Genomic DNA, 17,623 nt, shown 5'->3' with positions numbered 1-17,623 from the left:
TAGTCAGGATATGACCGAGCCAGAAGACCCCAGCCGTGAGCGTCTCAAGCACCACTTTGCCCAGCGGGTAATTCATCAGGCACGTCAGATTCTTGAGATATGGCAGCGCCTGCAACGCAGTGAGTGGTCCACTGTCGACCTCGCCGAACTGAGCGAGGCCAACCTGCGCCTGCTGCGTTTTGCCGAGCGCTTCGAACAGCCCGAACACACTCAACTGGCGCGGCACATCAGCCAGTCGCTGGAAGCGGTGGACGCCAACCGCGGACGCCTCAGCAGCGGCCTGATCACCGACCTCAATCGCTTGATGCAGCGCTTGTCGCGCACCGGCCTGCGCCACGGCGATCAACTCGACCAGACCTTCCTGCCGCCGCTGCGTAAACCGGTCTACGTGATGCTGCAGGATCACGACCGCGCCGAACGGCTGGCCAAACAACTGGAATTCTTCGGTCTGAGCGCACAGGCGCTGGACAGTGTTTCGGCCTTTCGCTCCTCGATGGTCGAGCGCCTGCCGGCAGCGATCGTCATGGACGTGGATTTCAGCGGCGCCGGCATCGGCCTGAAGCTCGCCGCCGAAGCCCAGGTCGGGCTGGAAGAGCCGCTACCGCTGCTGTTCTTCAGCCTGCACGAAACCGACACACCGACGCGTCTCGCCGCCGTGCGCGCCGGTGGCCAGGAATTCCTCACCGGCACTCTCGAAGCGTCGAGCCTGCTGGAAAAGATCGAAGTCCTCACCTGCGTCGCCCAGTACGAACCTTATAAAGTGTTGATCATCGACGACTCACGCGCGCAGGCCCTGCACACCGAACGCCTGCTCAACAGCGCCGGCATCGTCACGCGCACCTTGATCGAACCGATTCAGGCGATGGCCGAACTGGCAGATTTCCAGCCGGACCTGATCATCCTCGACATGTACATGCCGGCCTGCACCGGCACCGAACTGGCCAAAGTGATTCGCCACAATGATCGCTACGTCAGCGTGCCGATCATTTATCTGTCGGCCGAAGACGATCTGGACAAGCAACTCGACGCCATGAGCGAAGGCGGCGATGACTTCCTGACCAAACCGATCAAGCCGCGCCACCTGATCACTACCGTGCGCAACCGCGCCGCCCGCGCGCGCAATCTGAAAGCACGGATGGTCCGCGACAGCCTTACCGGCCTGTACAACCACACGCATATTCTGCAACTGCTCGAGGATTGCTCATTCCGCGCCCGCCGCGAGAACAAGCCGCTGAGCTTTGCCATGCTCGACATCGACCACTTCAAACGGGTCAACGACAGTCACGGCCATCCGATGGGCGACCGTGTGATCAAGAGCCTCGCGCTGTTTCTCAAGCAGCGTTTGCGCAAAACCGATTTCATTGGCCGATACGGCGGCGAAGAATTCGCCATCGTCATGCCCGACACTGATATAGAAGCCGCGCACAAAGTGCTCGACGAAATCCGCCAGCGCTTCGCCGAAATCCATTATCCGGCGCAGCCGCAGGATTTGTGGTGCACCTTCAGTGCCGGCGTGGTGGAAATGCACGATGACTGCGACAGCCTGATGATGGCCAGTCAGGCCGACGAAGCGCTGTACCGGGCCAAGGGGGCCGGGCGCAACCGGGTGCAGACCGCGCGCGACTCAAAGCAAAGTGCCACTTTTTCATCAGATTCCACTGATTCGGTCATAACCCTGTAACAGAACCGCAATAAATTCAGGCGCTTACCATTTCTGCCGTTGGTAGCCGTCATGCGCCTGAAGTTGCTCACCAATCTCAATACGCTGCTGCTGGTCGCCGTGTGCCTGGCACTCGGCGCTACGCTGTGGTGGTCGCAAAAAGCCCTCGAACGCCCGTATCTGTTGATGGAGCGTTATCTTGGGCTGTCGCAACAATTTCAGAACGAGGTGGCACGCAACGTTGAGGACTACCTCGGCAGCGGTGATGCCCTGCGCCTGAGCAGCGCCAGCCAGGCCATCGATAGCCTGCGCAAAGAACTCGATGAGTTGCCGCCGGCGCTGGCTGAAACGCTGCGCCCGAGCCTGTCGGGCCTGGATGAGTTCAGCAAAACCGACTTGCTCGCGGCCGGCAAACTGGCGGGTGATCCGCAGGCGTTGCTATTGCAGGCCGAGCGCGAATTGAGCGCCAGCCTCGATCAGTTCAGCACCTACGCCAACGGTAATCCGGCTTATCTGGCGCCGTTGCTCATCGCCTCTCAGCACTTGGGCAAACTGTCACTGGCGCGGGGCAAACTGGTCAGCAGCGGGCGCAGCGAACTGGCGGCCGATGTTGAGCGCGAAGTCACCAGTATTCGCTCGCAGGCTCAAGCGCTTGATGCCCTGCCGCTGCTCGGCGTCGTCGCCAACAATGAATCGGGCAGCGACGACTTCGCGGCGATGATGGGCATCGAGAACAGTGAAAAAACCGTCGCCGAAGATGTCGGGGTCGGCCTCAAGCGTGAACTCAACAGTTTGTTGGCCCGCTACCCGGCGGAGCTTGCGCGCACTCGCGACCAGATCCAGAAACGCGCCGACCTCAGCGCCGCCACTCACCAGAAAATCGCCGCCGTACAGCAAGCCATCGCCGGACTAGAGCCGGTGGTACGCGCCCAGCACGGCCAGATCCAAGACGAAGTACGCTTGATGCAAGGCGTGATGATCGGCCTGATTCTGCTGATCGCGTTGCTGATCGATACCTTGCAGCGCCGGCTCTCGCGCACCCTGACCAATCTGGCGCCGGCGCTTTCGACCTGGGCCGAAGGCGATTTCAGCCGCGATATTCAGTTGGGCAAGACCAACCGCGAACTGCACGACATCGAAGCCTCGCTAAACCGCTTACGTGCCTATCTGGTGGATCTGGTCGGGACGATTCGTGGCAACGCCGAACAAGTCGCGGGCAGCAGCCGCACCCTCGCCGAACTGAGCAACGACTTGCACAGCGGCGCCGAACATCAGGCCGGTGACACCGCGCTGATCCGCGATTCCCTCGGCGAACTTGAAGCGACAATCCAGCAAGTTGCCGGTGATGCACAACAGGCAGCAGAGGCCAGCCGTCACGCCGGACTGGCCGTTGTGCATGGCCAGACCGTGATCGGCCAAAGCCTGACCGGCCTGCACGCGCTGGTCGGTGAAGTTCAGGGCAACGCGCAGATGATCGAGCATTTGGCCGAAGAGTCGGCAACCATTGGCGGCGTGTTGACGGTGATCCGCTCGATTGCCGACCAGACCAACCTGCTGGCGCTGAACGCGGCGATTGAAGCGGCGCGCGCCGGGGAAATGGGCCGTGGTTTTGCCGTGGTGGCCGAGGAAGTGCGCTCGCTGGCACAACGCACCGCCGGTGCTACAGCGGAAATTCAGACGCTGATCGCCGGCCTGCAAACAGCGGCGCGGCAATCGGTCGAAGGCATGCGCGCACAGGTCGAACACGCCGAAGCCACAGCCAACCAGGCGCAAGCAGCGGATGGCGCGCTGGATAAAATCGTCGGCGCGATCCAGACCATCTCCGAGACGGCGATCCGCATTGCCGATGTCACTGCGCAACAGAGCGGCGCTGTCAGCGAGATTCGCGATCACAGTGAGCGGATTCATCAGTTGGGTGGGGATAACTTGCTGCGGATCGGCCAAGGTCGCGAACAGGGCGAGAACTTGCTGGTTCTTGGCGGGCAACTGCATACAGCCGTTCAGGCCTTTCGTGTCTGATAGACCGCTATCGCGAGCAGGCTCACTCCTACAAGGGATCGCATTCCAACTGTAGGAGTGAGCCTGCTCGCGATAGCGTCATTTGTATCACCGCCTATCTTGCAGAAATGACCGGATCAAATCACTTGGTCACATATTTCGCGCAAACATCGGCCATCGTGCTGGCTATTGCATAGAACTGGACAGTCACAAAGTCTTTGCGGCATAGTCGCCGGGTTCTGACGATTGCTCACCCATAACAAGGACTACGCAGATGGCAACCCTCCTGGTGCTGCACGGCCCCAACCTGAACCTGCTCGGCACCCGCGAACCCGGCACTTACGGTTCAACGACCCTGGCGCAGATCAATCAGGATCTGGAGCGCCGCGCCCGTGAAGCCGGCCATCACCTGCTGTATCTGCAAAGCAATGCCGAGTACGAATTGATCGACCGCATCCACGCTGCGCGCGGCGAAGGCGTCGATTTCATTCTGATCAATCCGGCGGCTTTTACGCATACAAGTGTCGCATTACGTGACGCGTTGCTGGGAGTGAGCATCCCATTCATCGAAGTGCATTTGTCCAACGTGCACAAACGCGAACCTTTCCGCCATCACTCTTACTTCTCCGATGTAGCGGTGGGAGTGATCTGCGGCCTTGGCGCCAGCGGTTACCGACTGGCCCTGGAGGCTGCACTAGAACAGCTTGAAACACAGGCAACGACTTGAACTACAAGCGTTAAGCGCCCCTGACCGACCCTTGGGAGTTGATGATTCATGGATATCCGTAAAGTTAAGAAACTGATCGAATTGCTGGAAGAGTCCGGCATCGACGAGCTCGAGATCAAGGAAGGCGAAGAGTCCGTACGCATCAGCCGTCACAGCAAGACCCCGGCTCAGCAGTACTACGCGCCGGCGCCGATGCAAGCGCCGGCTGCCGCACCTGTTGCTGCTGCTCCGGTGGCTGCCGCCGCCCCGGCTGCCGCTGCTGCTCCAGCGCTGAACGGCACCGTTGCCCGTTCGCCGATGGTCGGCACGTTCTACCGTAAATCTTCGCCAACCTCGCCGTCCTTCGTTGAAGTCGGCCAGACCGTGAAGAAAGGCGACACTCTGTGCATCGTCGAAGCCATGAAGATGATGAACCACATCGAAGCTGAAACCAGCGGTGTGATCGAGTCCATCCTCGTCGAAGACGGCCAGCCGGTTGAGTACGACCAACCGCTGTTCACCATCGTTTGAACTGCGGAGAGCCTTTGATGACTGCGAAGTTGGAAAAAGTTCTGATCGCTAACCGCGGTGAGATCGCCCTGCGGATTCTGCGTGCCTGCAAAGAGATGGGCATCAAGACCGTCGCCGTTTACTCCAAGGCCGACAAAGAGCTGATGCACCTGGGTCTGGCAGACGAATCCGTCTGCATCGGCCCGGCTTCTGCCGCGCACTCTTACCTGCACATCCCGGCCATCATCGCTGCCGCTGAAGTGACTGGCGCTACCGCCATTCACCCAGGCTACGGTTTCCTCGCGGAAAACGCCGATTTTGCCGAGCAGGTCGAGAACTCCGGCTTCGCTTTCATCGGCCCGAAAGCCGAAACCATCCGCCTGATGGGCGACAAGGTTTCGGCCAAGCACGCGATGATCGAAGCAGGCGTGCCAACCGTTCCAGGTTCCGACGGCCCACTGCCGGAAGACGAAGAAACGGCGCTGCGCATCGGTCGTGAAGTCGGCTACCCGGTGATCATCAAAGCCGCTGGCGGCGGTGGTGGTCGCGGCATGCGTGTGGTGCACAAGGAAGAAGACCTGATCGCCTTCGCCAAACTGACCCGCACCGAAGCTGGCGCGGCGTTCGGCAACCCGATGGTGTATCTGGAAAAATTCCTCACCAACCCGCGTCACGTCGAAGTGCAAGTGCTGTCCGACGGCCAGGGTCATGCGATCCATCTGGGCGACCGCGATTGCTCGCTGCAACGTCGTCACCAGAAAGTTCTCGAAGAGGCGCCGGCACCGGGCATCGACGAGAAGGCACGCGAAGAAGTGCTGGCTCGCTGCGTCAAGGCGTGCATCGACATCGGCTACCGTGGCGCCGGTACTTTCGAGTTCCTCTACGAGAACGGTCGTTTCTACTTCATCGAAATGAACACCCGTGTTCAGGTGGAGCACCCGGTTTCGGAAATGGTCACCGGTATCGACATCGTCAAGGAGATGCTCAGCATCGCCGCTGGCAACAAGCTGTCGTTCACGCAGGATGACGTGGTGATCCGCGGTCACTCGCTGGAATGCCGGATCAACGCTGAAGACCCGAAAACCTTCATGCCGAGCCCGGGTACGGTCAAGCATTTCCACGCCCCAGGCGGCAACGGCGTTCGCGTCGATTCGCACCTGTACAGTGGCTATGCGGTTCCGCCGAACTACGACTCGCTGATCGGCAAGCTGATCACTTACGGTGCCACCCGCGACGAAGCCATGGCCCGCATGCGCAATGCCCTGGACGAAATCGTGGTTGACGGGATCAAGACCAACATCCCGCTGCACCGTGATCTGGTTCGCGACGAAGGCTTCTGCAAGGGTGGTGTGAACATTCACTACCTCGAGCACAAGCTGGCTGGCGAGAAGCACTAAGCTTCAGCCCGCACCTGACAAAGCCGCCTTCGGGCGGCTTTGTTGTTTCTGCTGCAAAGTCAAAAGATCGCAGCCTGCGGCAGCTCCTGCCTTGGAATGCGAACTCCTGTAGGAGCTGCCGCAGGCTGCGATCTTTTGATCTTCAACCATGTTCGTGTTCTGCCGCGCGCTCGCGTAAACTTGCGCGCTTCTCGCCGGCCGCTAGGCTGCAATCAATATTTTTCAAAGGTGCCCGCCATGCCTTGGCTGCAAGTACGTCTCGCCATCAGCCCGGAACAAGCCGAAACCTACGAAGACGCTTTCCTTGAAGTCGGCGCTGTGTCGGTGACCTTCATGGACGCCGAAGATCAGCCGATCTTCGAACCGGAACTCAACACCACCCCGTTGTGGGCGCACACGCACCTGCTGGCGCTGTTCGAAGGCGGTACCGAACCGGCACCGGTTCTGGCCCATCTGGAACTGCTGACCGGCAGCCCGCTACCCGAGCATCACAGCGAAGTCATCGAAGACCAGGACTGGGAACGCAGCTGGATGGACGGTTTTGAGCCGATGCGTTTCGGCCAGCGCCTGTGGATCGTGCCGAGCTGGCACGCCGCGCCGGAACCTGATGCGGTCAACCTGCTGCTCGATCCGGGTCTGGCCTTCGGCACCGGCACGCACCCGACCACCGCGCTCTGCCTGGAATGGCTCGACGGTCAGGACCTGAAAGACTGCAACGTGCTCGACTTCGGTTGCGGCTCGGGGATTCTGGCGATCGCCGCCCTGCTGCTCGGCGCCAAGGAAGCGGTCGGCACTGACATCGACGTGCAGGCGCTGGAAGCTTCGCGCGACAACGCCGGGCGCAACAACATTGCCGATGAGCTGTTCCCGCTGTACTTGCCGGAAGATCTGCCGCAAGTTCAAGCCGATGTGCTGGTCGCCAACATTCTTGCCGGCCCGCTGGTTTCGCTGGCGCCGCAACTGTCCGGGCTGGTCAAGTCCGGTGGACGCCTGGCGCTGTCGGGCATCCTCGCTGAGCAGGGTGACGAAGTGGCTGCAGCTTACGCGCAGGACTTTGATCTCGACCCGATCGCCAATCGCGATGGCTGGGTGCGCATCACTGGCCGTCGGCGCTAATATGTCCGCCTGCATAATCCGGATCGCCGCATGACCGACAGTTTCGTCACCCAGTGCCCGCATTGCCAAACCAGTTTCCGCGTCAGCCATGCTCAATTGAGCGTGGCCCGCGGGGTGGTTCGCTGCGGCTCCTGCCTGCAAGTGTTCAACGCCGCCAAACAGCTGCTGGAACAACACGCCGGCAAGGACGCGGTGACGCCGGTTGCACCACCGCTCGCCGAGCTGCCTGTCGAGGCGTCGCCGAGCATTGCCGCGCCGCCTGTTGTCGAGCCCCCCGCCATTGAACCTGCGGCACCGCGTGCCATCAGCCAGAAACAATGGAGCGCCTCGGCGCTTGATCTCGACAGCCTCGATCTGGACGAAGAACTGGCCCGTCTCGAACAACGGGAAATCCAGCCCGCCACCGAACTCGGCCGCCCGCGCGAAGAGTCCCTGAGCGCCCGTCGCGACAGCCCCGAGCCCGATGATGCCGCATGGCCTGGCAGCCTGTTCAGCGAACCCGCCGATGAGCGGATCCCTGAGCCGGACGACGAGCCACAAGCCGACGACATTGAACCGCTCACCTCCGAGCGCACCGAGCCTTCGCTGTCGCTGGAACCGGTGGATGTGGATGACGAGCCGGCGATTCCGCATCTGCGCTTGCACGACCCGATCGACCCGAATGCCCGCCGCGAACGCTTGTCGGCCAGCGACGAGGTCGATGACGACGATTTGCCATCGATCGAACCGCTGCGCAAAAAGCGCGAGCGCGCAGAACCCGGCGTACGTGCCGAAGTCCTGCAGGACCTGACCGACGACCCACTGCAACTGGACTGGCAGAAACGCCGCTCACCGTGGGGACGCCGCTTGCTTTGGCTGTTGTTGGTCCTGCTGGCGGCAGGTGGACTGGCTGCCCAGTACATTTCCTATCATTTCGATGAACTGGCTCGACAGGATCAATACCGCCCGTGGTTTCAGCAAATCTGCCCGCAGATCGGCTGCACGGTGCCGTCCAAGGTCGACATCGCCCGGATCAAGAGCAGCAATCTGGTGGTGCGCAGTCACCCGGAGTTCAACGGTGCACTGGTGGTCGACGCGATCATTTATAACCGCGCGACGTTCTCTCAGCCCTTTCCATTACTGGAACTGCGCTTCGCCGACCTCAACGGTCACCTGATCGCCAGTCGTCGTTTCAAACCCGGCGAGTACCTTAGAGGAGATCTCGAAGGTCTGGCCGAAATGCCGCCGCAGACGCCGATCCATATTGCGCTGGATATTCTCGATCCCGGCCCCAAAGCGGTGAATTACAGCCTGAGTTTCCACTCACCCGAGTGAATCCCTGCATGGCTTTCGAATTGACGGCGGTTTTCTGACTTTGCCAGCCACGACCAAACCGGCGGCGATAACAGAATAACTGTTCAGATTTTGTTCAATTCAGCCTTTATCCAGTCATCGAGAGCGGGTATCATGCCAACCCTTTTTCGAACTCTCATGATCCGGCCCCACCTCAGGGAAGTCCTATGTCGGCGGTACGCATCGGCCCATACACATTGCAGAACGGCTTGATTCTCGCCCCGATGGCGGGCGTCACCGATCAGCCCTTTCGTCAGCTGTGCAAGCGTTTGGGCGCAGGGCTTGTAGTCTCGGAAATGGTCACCAGTGACATGAGCCTGTGGAACACCCGCAAGTCGCGCATGCGCATGATCCACGAGGGCGATCCCGAGCCACGCTCGGTACAGATCGCCGGTGGTGATGCACAGATGCTGGCGGACGCAGCGCGGGCCAACGTCGAACTGGGCGCACAGATTATTGATATCAACATGGGTTGCCCGGCAAAGAAGGTCTGCAACAAGGCCGCCGGTTCCGCGTTGTTGAAAGATGAAGCACTGGTCACCGAGATCCTGCAGGCCGTTGTGGCTGCGGTTGATGTGCCGGTCACCTTGAAGATCCGCACCGGCTGGGATCGCGACAACAAGAACGGCCTGACCGTGGCGAAGATCGCCGAGCAGGCCGGGATCACCGCGCTGGCAGTGCACGGCCGCACTCGCGCCGATCTGTACAAGGGTGAAGCCGAGTACGACACGATTGCCGCGATCAAGCAGGCCGTGTCGATCCCGGTGTTCGCCAATGGCGATATCGATTCGCCGGAGAAGGCCCGTTACGTGCTTGACGCGACCGGTGCCGATGGCCTGTTGGTAGGCCGCGCCGCCCAAGGGCGGCCATGGATTTTTCGCGAGATCGAACACTTCCTGCGTACCGGCGAGAAATTGCCGGCGCCGGAGCTGATCGAAGTGGAACACATACTGCTGGAGCATCTGGCCGCACTTCACGCTTTCTATGGGGACGTGATGGGCGTGCGCATTGCGCGCAAGCATGTGGGCTGGTATCTCGCAACCTTGCCGGGCGCCAGGGAGTTTCGCGCCCACTTCAATCGTTTGGATGGTACGGAAACACAATGCGCCAATGTTCGGGAGTTCTTCGCCGAGCATTACAAGAGCCTGACAGGGGACGAAGAAGGGGTGGCCGCATGACGATGATGACCGAGACTTTAGTGAGTGGAACAGCACCCGTGAGCGACAACGTGAATTTGAAACAGCACCTCAATACCCCGAGCGAAGAAGGCCAGACCCTTCGCGGGAGTGTCGAGAAGGCGCTGCACAATTATTTCGCCCACCTTGAGGGCGCGTCCGTCACGGATGTGTACAACCTGGTGCTCTCCGAAGTCGAGGCTCCCCTGCTCGAAAGCGTGATGAACTACGTCAAGGGCAACCAGACCAAGGCCAGTGAGCTGCTGGGACTTAACCGCGGCACGCTGCGCAAGAAACTCAAGCAGTACGATCTGCTGTAAGCATTCAATCAAACCAGAAAGGCGCCCGCGTAAAAAACGGTCGCCTTTTTTGCTGACTTCCTTTGCTTTTGATGGAAATTGAGATGACCGACCAGACTACCCGCCTGCCGATCCGCCGCGCCTTGATCAGCGTTTCCGACAAGACCGGGATCCTCGAATTCGCCAAGGAGCTTGAAGCCCTGGGCGTCGAGATCCTCTCCACCGGCGGGACGTTCAAGCTGCTGCGCGACAACGGTGTTGCCGCAGTGGAAGTCGCGGATTACACCGGTTTCGCCGAGATGATGGACGGTCGGGTGAAAACCCTGCACCCGAAAATCCACGGCGGCATCCTCGGTCGTCGCGGTATCGACGATGCAATCATGAGCGAGCACGGCATCAAGCCGATCGATCTGGTTGCCGTTAACCTCTATCCGTTCGAAGCCACCATCAACAAGCCAGGCTGCGACCTGCCGACCGCCATCGAGAACATCGACATCGGCGGCCCGACCATGGTCCGTTCGGCAGCGAAAAACCATAAAGACGTAGCGATCGTGGTAAATGCCAGCGATTACGCCAGCGTGCTCGAAGGCCTCAAGGCCGGTGGCCTGACCTACGCTCAGCGTTTCGACCTGATGCTCAAGGCCTTCGAACACACCGCCGCCTACGACGGCATGATCGCCAACTACATGGGCACCGTGAACCAGGCCGCTGAAACCCTGAGCACTGAAGGCCGCAGCGAATTCCCGCGCACCTTCAACAGCCAGTTCATCAAGGCCCAGGAAATGCGTTACGGCGAGAACCCGCACCAGAGCGCGGCGTTCTACGTGGAAGCCAAGCCTGCCGAAGTCGGCATCGCCACCGCGACCCAACTGCAAGGCAAAGAGCTGTCGTACAACAACGTGGCCGACACCGACGCCGCGCTGGAATGCGTGAAGAGCTTCGTCAAGCCAGCCTGCGTGATCGTCAAGCACGCCAACCCATGCGGCGTGGCAGTCAGCCCGGACGCTGAGGGCGGCATCCGTCAGGCCTACGAACTGGCTTACGCGACTGACACCGAATCTGCGTTCGGCGGCATCATTGCCTTCAACCGTGAACTGGATGCCGAGACCGCCAAAGCGATCGTCGAGCGTCAGTTCGTGGAAGTGATCATCGCCCCTAGCGTCAGCGAAGAAGCCCGCGCCATTGTTGCGGCGAAAGCCAACGTACGTCTGCTGGCCTGCGGCGAGTGGTCGGCTGACCGCGCTGCAGCGTGGGACTACAAGCGCGTCAACGGCGGCCTGCTGGTACAGAGCCGCGACATCGGCATGATCAGCGCCGATGACCTGAAAGTCGTGACCAAACGTGCGCCGACCGAACAGGAGATCCACGACCTGATCTTCGCCTGGAAAGTCGCCAAGTACGTTAAGTCCAACGCCATCGTCTACGCCAAGAACCGTCAGACCATCGGTGTCGGCGCAGGCCAGATGAGCCGCGTAAACTCGGCACGTATCGCCGCAATCAAGGCTGAGCACGCCGGTCTGCAAGTGGCCGGTTCGGTGATGGCATCGGACGCGTTCTTCCCGTTCCGTGACGGTCTGGACAACGCGGCCAAGGTCGGTATCACTGCGGTGATCCAGCCGGGTGGCTCGATGCGCGATGCTGAAGTGATTGCTGCTGCCGATGAGGCTGGCATCGCGATGGTGTTCACCGGCATGCGCCACTTCCGTCACTGATTATTGCTTGATCGTACCCACGCTCTGCGTGGGCACGCAGCCCGGGACGCTCCGCGTCCCTCGGACGCAGAGCGTCCGTAGAGGCATTCCCACGCAGAGCGTGGGAACGATCAGCCCCCACAGAATTAGCGTCATCCGAGGTTTTTGAAATGAATGTTTTGATCATTGGCAGCGGTGGCCGTGAACACGCCCTGGCCTGGAAAGTGGCTCAGGATCCGCGCGTGCAGAAGGTTTTTGTCGCTCCGGGCAACGCTGGCACCGCCATTGAAGCCAAGTGCGAAAACGTCGCCATCGACGTGCTGGCCCTTGAGCAACTGGCCGACTTCGCCGAGAAAAACGTTGCCCTGACCATCGTCGGCCCGGAAGTGCCGCTGGTGGCTGGCGTCGTTGACCTGTTCCGCTCCCGTGGCCTGGACTGCTTCGGTCCGACCGCCGGCGCTGCGCAACTGGAAGGTTCGAAAGCCTTCACCAAGGATTTCCTCGCCCGTCACAAGATTCCGACCGCCGACTATCAGAACTTCACCGAGATCGAGCCGGCCCTGGCTTATCTGCGTGAAAAAGGCGCACCGATCGTGATCAAGGCCGATGGCCTGGCCGCCGGTAAAGGCGTGATCGTCGCCATGACCCTGGCTGAAGCCGAAGACGCCGTGCGTGACATGCTCGCCGGCAACGCTTTCGGTGACGCTGGTTCGCGCGTGGTCATCGAAGAATTCCTCGACGGCGAAGAAGCTTCGTTCATCGTCATGGTCGACGGCAAAAACGTTTTGCCGATGGCCACCAGCCAGGACCACAAACGTGTTGGCGACGGCGACAGCGGCCCGAACACTGGCGGCATGGGTGCCTACTCCCCTGCCCCAGTGGTCACCGCCGACGTGCACAAGCGCGTGATGGATCTGGTGATCTGGCCGACCGTGCGCGGCATGGCTGAGGAAGGCAACGTCTACACCGGTTTCCTGTATGCCGGTCTGATGATCGACAAAGCCGGCAACCCGAAAGTCATCGAGTTCAACTGCCGCTTCGGCGATCCGGAAACCCAACCGGTGATGCTGCGTCTGCAGTCGAGCCTGGTGCTGCTGGTTGAAGCGGCGCTCGCGCAAGCGCTGGACAAGGTCGAAGCCCAATGGGATCCACGCCCGAGCGTCGGCATCGTGCTGGCCGCTGGCGGCTACCCGGGCGACTACGCCAAGGGCGCAGCGATCAACGGTCTCGATGCTGCGGCGAAGCTGGAAGGCAAAGTCTTCCACGCCGGCACGGCACTGAAAGACGGCAACGTCGTCACTGCCGGCGGTCGCGTGCTCTGCGCCACCGCAATGGGCGCCAGCGTCGGTGAAGCGCAGCAGCAAGCCTACAAGCTCGCGGCCGCCATCGACTGGGAAGGCTGCTTCTACCGCAAGGACATTGGCTACCGCGCCATTGCCCGTGAACGTGGCGAAACCCAGGAATAAGCTGTCGATCAAGTCCGGCGAGGGATACCGTTCCTCGCCGGGCTGTTCCGCCGCCGCGCATCGTTATATTCTGGCATCAACCTACGAAGGGATTTCGCCGTGCGCTGGCTCAGGATTGCCATAAGCTTCACCGTCACGTTGCTGACCTTGCTCTGCATGCTTCCGGCCCAGGCCGCGCAAGGCAGTGGCTGGTCGGTATTGCTCGACGATCAGGGCAATCTGCAACTGAGCGATATCCGCTCCGCTCGCTACACCAATCAATTCAGCCCCATCGACCTTGACCGCCTCACCGCGTCCGAACCCGATGGCGCCTTGTGGCTGCGTTTCAGGCTGGCACCGGGCAAGCACGAGCAAGTGCTGCGCATCTTTGCCCCCGACCTGTCACAGCTCAATCTCTACGTACTCGACGGCGACAAGCTGATCGAGCAGCGCAACACCGGCACCGACCAGCCGCAGGCCGAACGGCCGTTGCCGAGCAGCGACTTCATGTTGCCGTTGCCGCAGAGCGACAAACCCCTCGACGTGTATCTGCGCCTGGTGTCCGACCATCAGTTGCGCCCGCACGTCACCCTGCAATCGGCGGTGATGAGCGCGGCCAATCACAATCAGACGCTGGTCTTCGGTTTACTGTTCGGCTGCCTCGGCATGCTGCTGTTGCACAATCTGGTGCGCTACGCCTATTCCCGCTCGCGCAGCAGCTTATGGCTGGCGGTCTGCGAAGGCCTGCTGGGCCTGAGCCTGTTGCTGCTGCTCAACCTCGCCGGTCCCTGGCTGCCGAACTGGCATGCGGTGCAGACGCCGGGCGCCTATCTGGCGTTGCTGCTGACGGCGCCGGCCGGGCTGATGTTCGCCTATCGCTTCTTCGCCCCGCTCGGCCCGCATCCGCTGAACAAACTGTTGCTGGGCGACATTCTGTTTATCGTGACCTGCAGCCTGTTGCTGCTGTTCGTCAACACCCTGCCGCTGAACATCATCACTTATGCACTGGTGGCGCTGGCCGGCCTGAGCATGTTGTTCGTCGCGTTCTATCATTGGCAGAAGGGTTACCGCCCGGCGCGTTTGTTCGTCGCGGCGATGGTGGTGTTCAACATCGGCACGCTGATCATTCTTCCGGCCTTGCTGGGGCTGACATTGGTCTCGCCGCAAGGCTTGATCATGACCCTGATGGCATTCATCTGCATCAGCGGCCTGCTGATGAGCATCGCCCTCGGTGAGCGTCAGCGCAGCATCACCGAAAGCCGTTTCAGCGTCAGCCGCGACCTCGCCGCAAGCAATGCCGAGATCAACGCCAAAGCCGAATTCCTCGCCAAGATCAGCCACGAAATCCGCACGCCGATGAACGGCGTGCTCGGCATGACTGAACTGCTGCTGGGCACGCCACTGTCGGTCAAGCAACGCGATTACGTGCAGACCATCCACAGCGCCGGCAACGAACTGCTGACGTTGATCAACGAGATCCTCGACATTTCCAAGCTTGAATCCGGGCAGATCGAACTGGACGACGTGCAGTTCGACCTTAATGCCTTGATCGATGACTGCCTGAGCATTTACCGCGCCAAGGCCGAACAGCAGAACGTCGAACTGATCAGCTTCATCCAGCCGCAAGTGCCGCGAGTGATCAGCGGTGACCCGACCCGTCTGCGTCAGACGCTGCTGAGCCTGCTGGAAAACGCTCTGAAGAAAACCGATGAAGGTGAAGTGCTGATCGTCGTCGCGCTCGACGAACGCAGCAGCAAGCCACGCCTGCGCATCGCTGTGCAGGACAGCGGCCAACCGATGGATCAGGAAGAACGCGACGCGCTGATGCACGCCGAACTGCACAGCAAGCACTTCCTCTCGGCGAATCGCTTGGGCGGCAATCTCGGTCTGGTCATCGCGCGGCAACTGATTCGTTTGATGCAGGGCGAATTCGGCATCAAGAGCGGCGCCAATCAGGGCAGCACCTTATGGTTGACCCTGCCGCTGGATCCGGATCGCCTCGAACACCCGACCTCCGATCTCGACAGCCCATTGCAAGGCGCACGAGTGTTGGTGGTCGACGACAACGACACCTGTCGCAAAGTGCTGGTGCAGCAATGCAGCGCGTGGGGGCTGAATGTCAGCGCCGTGCCTTCCGGCAAGGAAGCGTTGGCCCTGTTGCGCACCAAGGCGCACCTGCGCGATTACTTTGATGTGGTGTTGCTCGATCAGAACATGCCGGGCATGACCGGCATGCAGCTCGCGGCCAAGATCAAGGAAGACCCGAGCCTGAACCACGACATTCTGCTGATCATGCTCACCGGCATCAGCAATGCGCCGAGCAAGATCATCGCGCGCAACTCGGGGATCAAACGCATCCTCGCCAAACCGGTGGCCGGCTACACCCTCAAGACTACGCTGGCCGACGAACTCAACCAGCGCAACAAAGGCCAAGTGGTGTTCCAGCCGCAAGTGGTCACCCCAGCCACGGCTGCCAAAGTGCCGAGCGACTTCCGCATCCTCGTTGCCGAAGACAACACGATTTCGACCAAAGTGATTCGCGGCATGCTCGGCAAGCTCAACCTGCAACCGGACACCGCCGCCAACGGCGAAGAAGCCCTGCAAGCGATGAAAGCCCAGCGTTACGACCTGGTGCTGATGGACTGCGAAATGCCGATTCTCGATGGCTTCTCGGCGACCCAGCAACTGCGCGCGTGGGAAGTCAGCAACCAACGCATCCGCACGCCGATCGTGGCATTGACGGCGCACATTCTCGCCGAGCACAAGGAGCGCGCGCGTCAGGCCGGGATGGATGGGCACATGTCCAAGCCGGTCGAGTTGTCGCAATTGCGCGAGCTGATCGAGCACTGGGTTGCCCAGCGAGATCAGCAGAATCGGACGGCGTCGACCTTCTGAGCAGGATCGTATTGTTATTCGATCAGATCTCCAGGCCATCAAGGTATTTGAGTGAGCCGGTGATGACGGAGTTTTTCACCTTTTCGCGAAACTGTGCGTAATGCAGCGTGTTGAATGTAATGGCAGCAATTTGTTCAACGCTGTTGTGGATGAGTGTTTCATCCTCGCTGAACAAAAACCCGCTGGCCTCTCTCTCGATCTGGAACTGGCGGTGATAGATGCCCATTTCCACTTTGTTCGGGCCACTCATCACGCAGGGGATCATTTGAAAATATCCGACATTGGCACGCAGGCTCGAGGACTCGAACAGCCTGAGTGCCAATGCGTCACGCTCCATCACCTGCAGCGCACGCCGCATAGGTTCGCAGAACTGTTCACCCAATACCGCCGCGATACGCTGCGTTGCCTGACTGGCCATCAGATTATTGCGCGACGGCGTCAAGGTTTGCGGTTTCGGCACGTCCCATCCGACAAATTTCAGGACATTCCTGTAGTACTCGAACCAGTCCCCCGATAGTCCGTCCTCGAACGCCGCGCGCGTTGCTCTTTGCGCATAGGCTGTGCTCATGTAGATGTCGTCTCGATGGGTCGCAGGCAGGCCACCGGCAAACGCCACGACACTGCCGCCCACCACCGCAGCCTGCGGTGTAATCAAGTCCTTCATGCCGTAATCTCCTTGGGCAGATTCAGCACTGCCACGCTGTCCGCAAGTTTGTCCCTGACTTTCCTGGCAATCGCCTCACGCGCGCCGCTGTAGCGAATTTCCGACAGACTTGCCCGGGCGTGATGCACATGGACCAAGCCTTGAACCTCTTCGCACTGATACAACTGTTGAAATGGATTTTGGCTTAACTCGAGTGACGCCTCGAACTCAACAAACGCGCTTGCTATCGAATCGGCAGCATTCGCGACAATTACCAGTAGATGTACCTTCGCCAACGGCGGCGGCATGCTGTCCGACTCGGCCGTAGCCGATATTTTCATGAAACTGCGCAATCGCTGGATGGCGAGTTCGTCGCCCGGTATTTGTGCCATTCGCTGCAGAACAGCACCCATTACTCGGGTTTCAGACATGGCATCATTGCTTAACGCTGTATTGAAAAACTCCAGCGCGGACTGACTTCCGGGATTGCTGACCTGCCATGTCTGCTTCGACTTCTGATGGCGCAACCAGAAATCATCAAGGACACTCACGTACGTGCCGTACCAATCCGGGGACAGGGATTTTTCACGTTTCTTATTGGCAACCAGTTGCGCCAGCAAAATCGAATTGACCAGATCGCTATAAACTTCCAGCCGTTCACCATCGGGAATAATCACCACACAAGCCCCGACAATCAGAACTAAACACTCATCATCCATGTTAGGCCTCCGTAATAAAAAAGGGCAGTCGCCATGA

Annotated in this window: 13 protein-coding genes and 1 pseudogene; 12 read left to right on the top strand and 2 right to left on the bottom strand. The window is 60.4% G+C overall.

All coding sequences use genetic code 11. The features are described from left to right. Nucleotides 1-10 precede the first annotated feature (10 nt). From gcbA to ACZZ0A_RS28860, 12 genes and pseudogenes are all read left to right on the top strand, one after another. Complete coding sequence (gene gcbA / locus ACZZ0A_RS28915) at nt 11-1,681, top strand: diguanylate cyclase GcbA (protein WP_463544049.1); 1,671 nt, start codon at nt 11-13, stop codon at nt 1,679-1,681. Nucleotides 1,682-3,172: 1,491 nt separating this feature from the next. Next, nucleotides 3,173-3,679, top strand: a pseudogene (locus tag ACZZ0A_RS28910) (methyl-accepting chemotaxis protein); the annotation flags it as partial. A 253-nt stretch (nt 3,680-3,932) separates the two neighbouring features. Then, nucleotides 3,933-4,385, top strand: coding sequence for a type II 3-dehydroquinate dehydratase (gene aroQ / locus ACZZ0A_RS28905; RefSeq protein ID WP_007914604.1), 453 nt, complete (start codon nt 3,933-3,935; stop codon nt 4,383-4,385). A 48-nt stretch (nt 4,386-4,433) separates the two neighbouring features. Next, complete coding sequence (accB, locus tag ACZZ0A_RS28900; protein WP_007914603.1) at nt 4,434-4,895, top strand: acetyl-CoA carboxylase biotin carboxyl carrier protein; 462 nt, start codon at nt 4,434-4,436, stop codon at nt 4,893-4,895. 17 nt (nt 4,896-4,912) lie between these two features. Continuing rightward, entirely contained in the window at nt 4,913-6,271 is a 1,359-nt protein-coding gene (gene accC / locus ACZZ0A_RS28895) for an acetyl-CoA carboxylase biotin carboxylase subunit (protein WP_007914602.1), read from the top strand. A 237-nt stretch (nt 6,272-6,508) separates the two neighbouring features. After that, on the top strand, nt 6,509-7,387 hold the full coding sequence (gene prmA / locus ACZZ0A_RS28890) for a 50S ribosomal protein L11 methyltransferase (RefSeq protein WP_007914600.1): 879 nt from the start codon (nt 6,509-6,511) through the stop codon (nt 7,385-7,387). A gap of 30 nt (nt 7,388-7,417) precedes the next feature. Beyond that, nucleotides 7,418-8,701 carry a DUF3426 domain-containing protein gene (locus ACZZ0A_RS28885; protein ID WP_007914599.1) on the top strand — a complete coding sequence of 428 codons (1,284 nt, stop codon included), beginning with the start codon at nt 7,418-7,420 and terminating at the stop codon, nt 8,699-8,701. A 185-nt stretch (nt 8,702-8,886) separates the two neighbouring features. After that, nucleotides 8,887-9,897: a tRNA dihydrouridine synthase DusB gene (gene dusB, locus ACZZ0A_RS28880; protein ID WP_007914598.1), complete on the top strand. Its 1,011-nt coding sequence runs from the start codon at nt 8,887-8,889 to the stop codon at nt 9,895-9,897. After that, the gene (gene fis / locus ACZZ0A_RS28875) at nt 9,894-10,214 is read left to right on the top strand and encodes a DNA-binding transcriptional regulator Fis (protein WP_003221275.1); all 321 of its coding nucleotides are present in this window, start codon (nt 9,894-9,896) and stop codon (nt 10,212-10,214) included. The genes dusB and fis overlap by 4 nt, the downstream gene beginning before the upstream one ends. A gap of 83 nt (nt 10,215-10,297) precedes the next feature. Next, the gene (purH, locus tag ACZZ0A_RS28870; protein WP_007914589.1) at nt 10,298-11,905 is read left to right on the top strand and encodes a bifunctional phosphoribosylaminoimidazolecarboxamide formyltransferase/IMP cyclohydrolase; all 1,608 of its coding nucleotides are present in this window, start codon (nt 10,298-10,300) and stop codon (nt 11,903-11,905) included. Nucleotides 11,906-12,054: 149 nt separating this feature from the next. Next, nucleotides 12,055-13,350 (top strand): phosphoribosylamine--glycine ligase, encoded by a 1,296-nt coding sequence (gene purD / locus ACZZ0A_RS28865; RefSeq protein ID WP_007914586.1) that lies wholly within the window; start codon nt 12,055-12,057, stop codon nt 13,348-13,350. A gap of 99 nt (nt 13,351-13,449) precedes the next feature. Next, on the top strand, nt 13,450-16,224 hold the full coding sequence (locus ACZZ0A_RS28860; protein ID WP_007914583.1) for a hybrid sensor histidine kinase/response regulator: 2,775 nt from the start codon (nt 13,450-13,452) through the stop codon (nt 16,222-16,224). Between the two features lie 22 nt (nt 16,225-16,246). Here the strand turns inward: ACZZ0A_RS28860 and ACZZ0A_RS28855 are convergent, their stop codons facing one another. Together ACZZ0A_RS28855 and ACZZ0A_RS28850 are read right to left on the bottom strand one after the other, a co-directional pair. After that, the gene (locus ACZZ0A_RS28855) at nt 16,247-16,888 is read right to left on the bottom strand and encodes a hypothetical protein (RefSeq protein WP_007914580.1); all 642 of its coding nucleotides are present in this window, start codon (nt 16,886-16,888) and stop codon (nt 16,247-16,249) included. After that, entirely contained in the window at nt 16,885-17,586 is a 702-nt protein-coding gene (locus ACZZ0A_RS28850) for a hypothetical protein (RefSeq protein ID WP_463544048.1), read from the bottom strand. Before ACZZ0A_RS28850 ends, ACZZ0A_RS28855 begins: the two co-directional genes overlap by 4 nt. Nucleotides 17,587-17,623: the final 37 nt, after the last annotated feature.

Source organism: Pseudomonas sp. AC242 (genome assembly GCF_979258655.1).
The sequence above is the reverse complement of the archived record's forward strand: the minus strand, read 5'-3'. Positions and strand labels throughout refer to the sequence as shown.

What these genes read in the sequence shown, in the direction of transcription:
- gcbA (WP_463544049.1), top strand. Translation starts at nt 11, where the DNA reads ATGACCGAGCCAGAAGACCCCAGCCGTGAGCGTCTCAAGCACCACTTT.
- aroQ (WP_007914604.1), top strand. Translation starts at nt 3,933, where the DNA reads ATGGCAACCCTCCTGGTGCTGCACGGCCCCAACCTGAACCTGCTCGGC.
- accB (WP_007914603.1), top strand. Translation starts at nt 4,434, where the DNA reads ATGGATATCCGTAAAGTTAAGAAACTGATCGAATTGCTGGAAGAGTCC.
- accC (WP_007914602.1), top strand. Translation starts at nt 4,913, where the DNA reads ATGACTGCGAAGTTGGAAAAAGTTCTGATCGCTAACCGCGGTGAGATC.
- prmA (WP_007914600.1), top strand. Translation starts at nt 6,509, where the DNA reads ATGCCTTGGCTGCAAGTACGTCTCGCCATCAGCCCGGAACAAGCCGAA.
- ACZZ0A_RS28885 (WP_007914599.1), top strand. Translation starts at nt 7,418, where the DNA reads ATGACCGACAGTTTCGTCACCCAGTGCCCGCATTGCCAAACCAGTTTC.
- dusB (WP_007914598.1), top strand. Translation starts at nt 8,887, where the DNA reads ATGTCGGCGGTACGCATCGGCCCATACACATTGCAGAACGGCTTGATT.
- fis (WP_003221275.1), top strand. Translation starts at nt 9,894, where the DNA reads ATGACGATGATGACCGAGACTTTAGTGAGTGGAACAGCACCCGTGAGC.
- purH (WP_007914589.1), top strand. Translation starts at nt 10,298, where the DNA reads ATGACCGACCAGACTACCCGCCTGCCGATCCGCCGCGCCTTGATCAGC.
- purD (WP_007914586.1), top strand. Translation starts at nt 12,055, where the DNA reads ATGAATGTTTTGATCATTGGCAGCGGTGGCCGTGAACACGCCCTGGCC.
- ACZZ0A_RS28855 (WP_007914580.1), bottom strand. Translation starts at nt 16,888, where the DNA reads ATGAAGGACTTGATTACACCGCAGGCTGCGGTGGTGGGCGGCAGTGTC.
- ACZZ0A_RS28850 (WP_463544048.1), bottom strand. Translation starts at nt 17,586, where the DNA reads ATGGATGATGAGTGTTTAGTTCTGATTGTCGGGGCTTGTGTGGTGATT.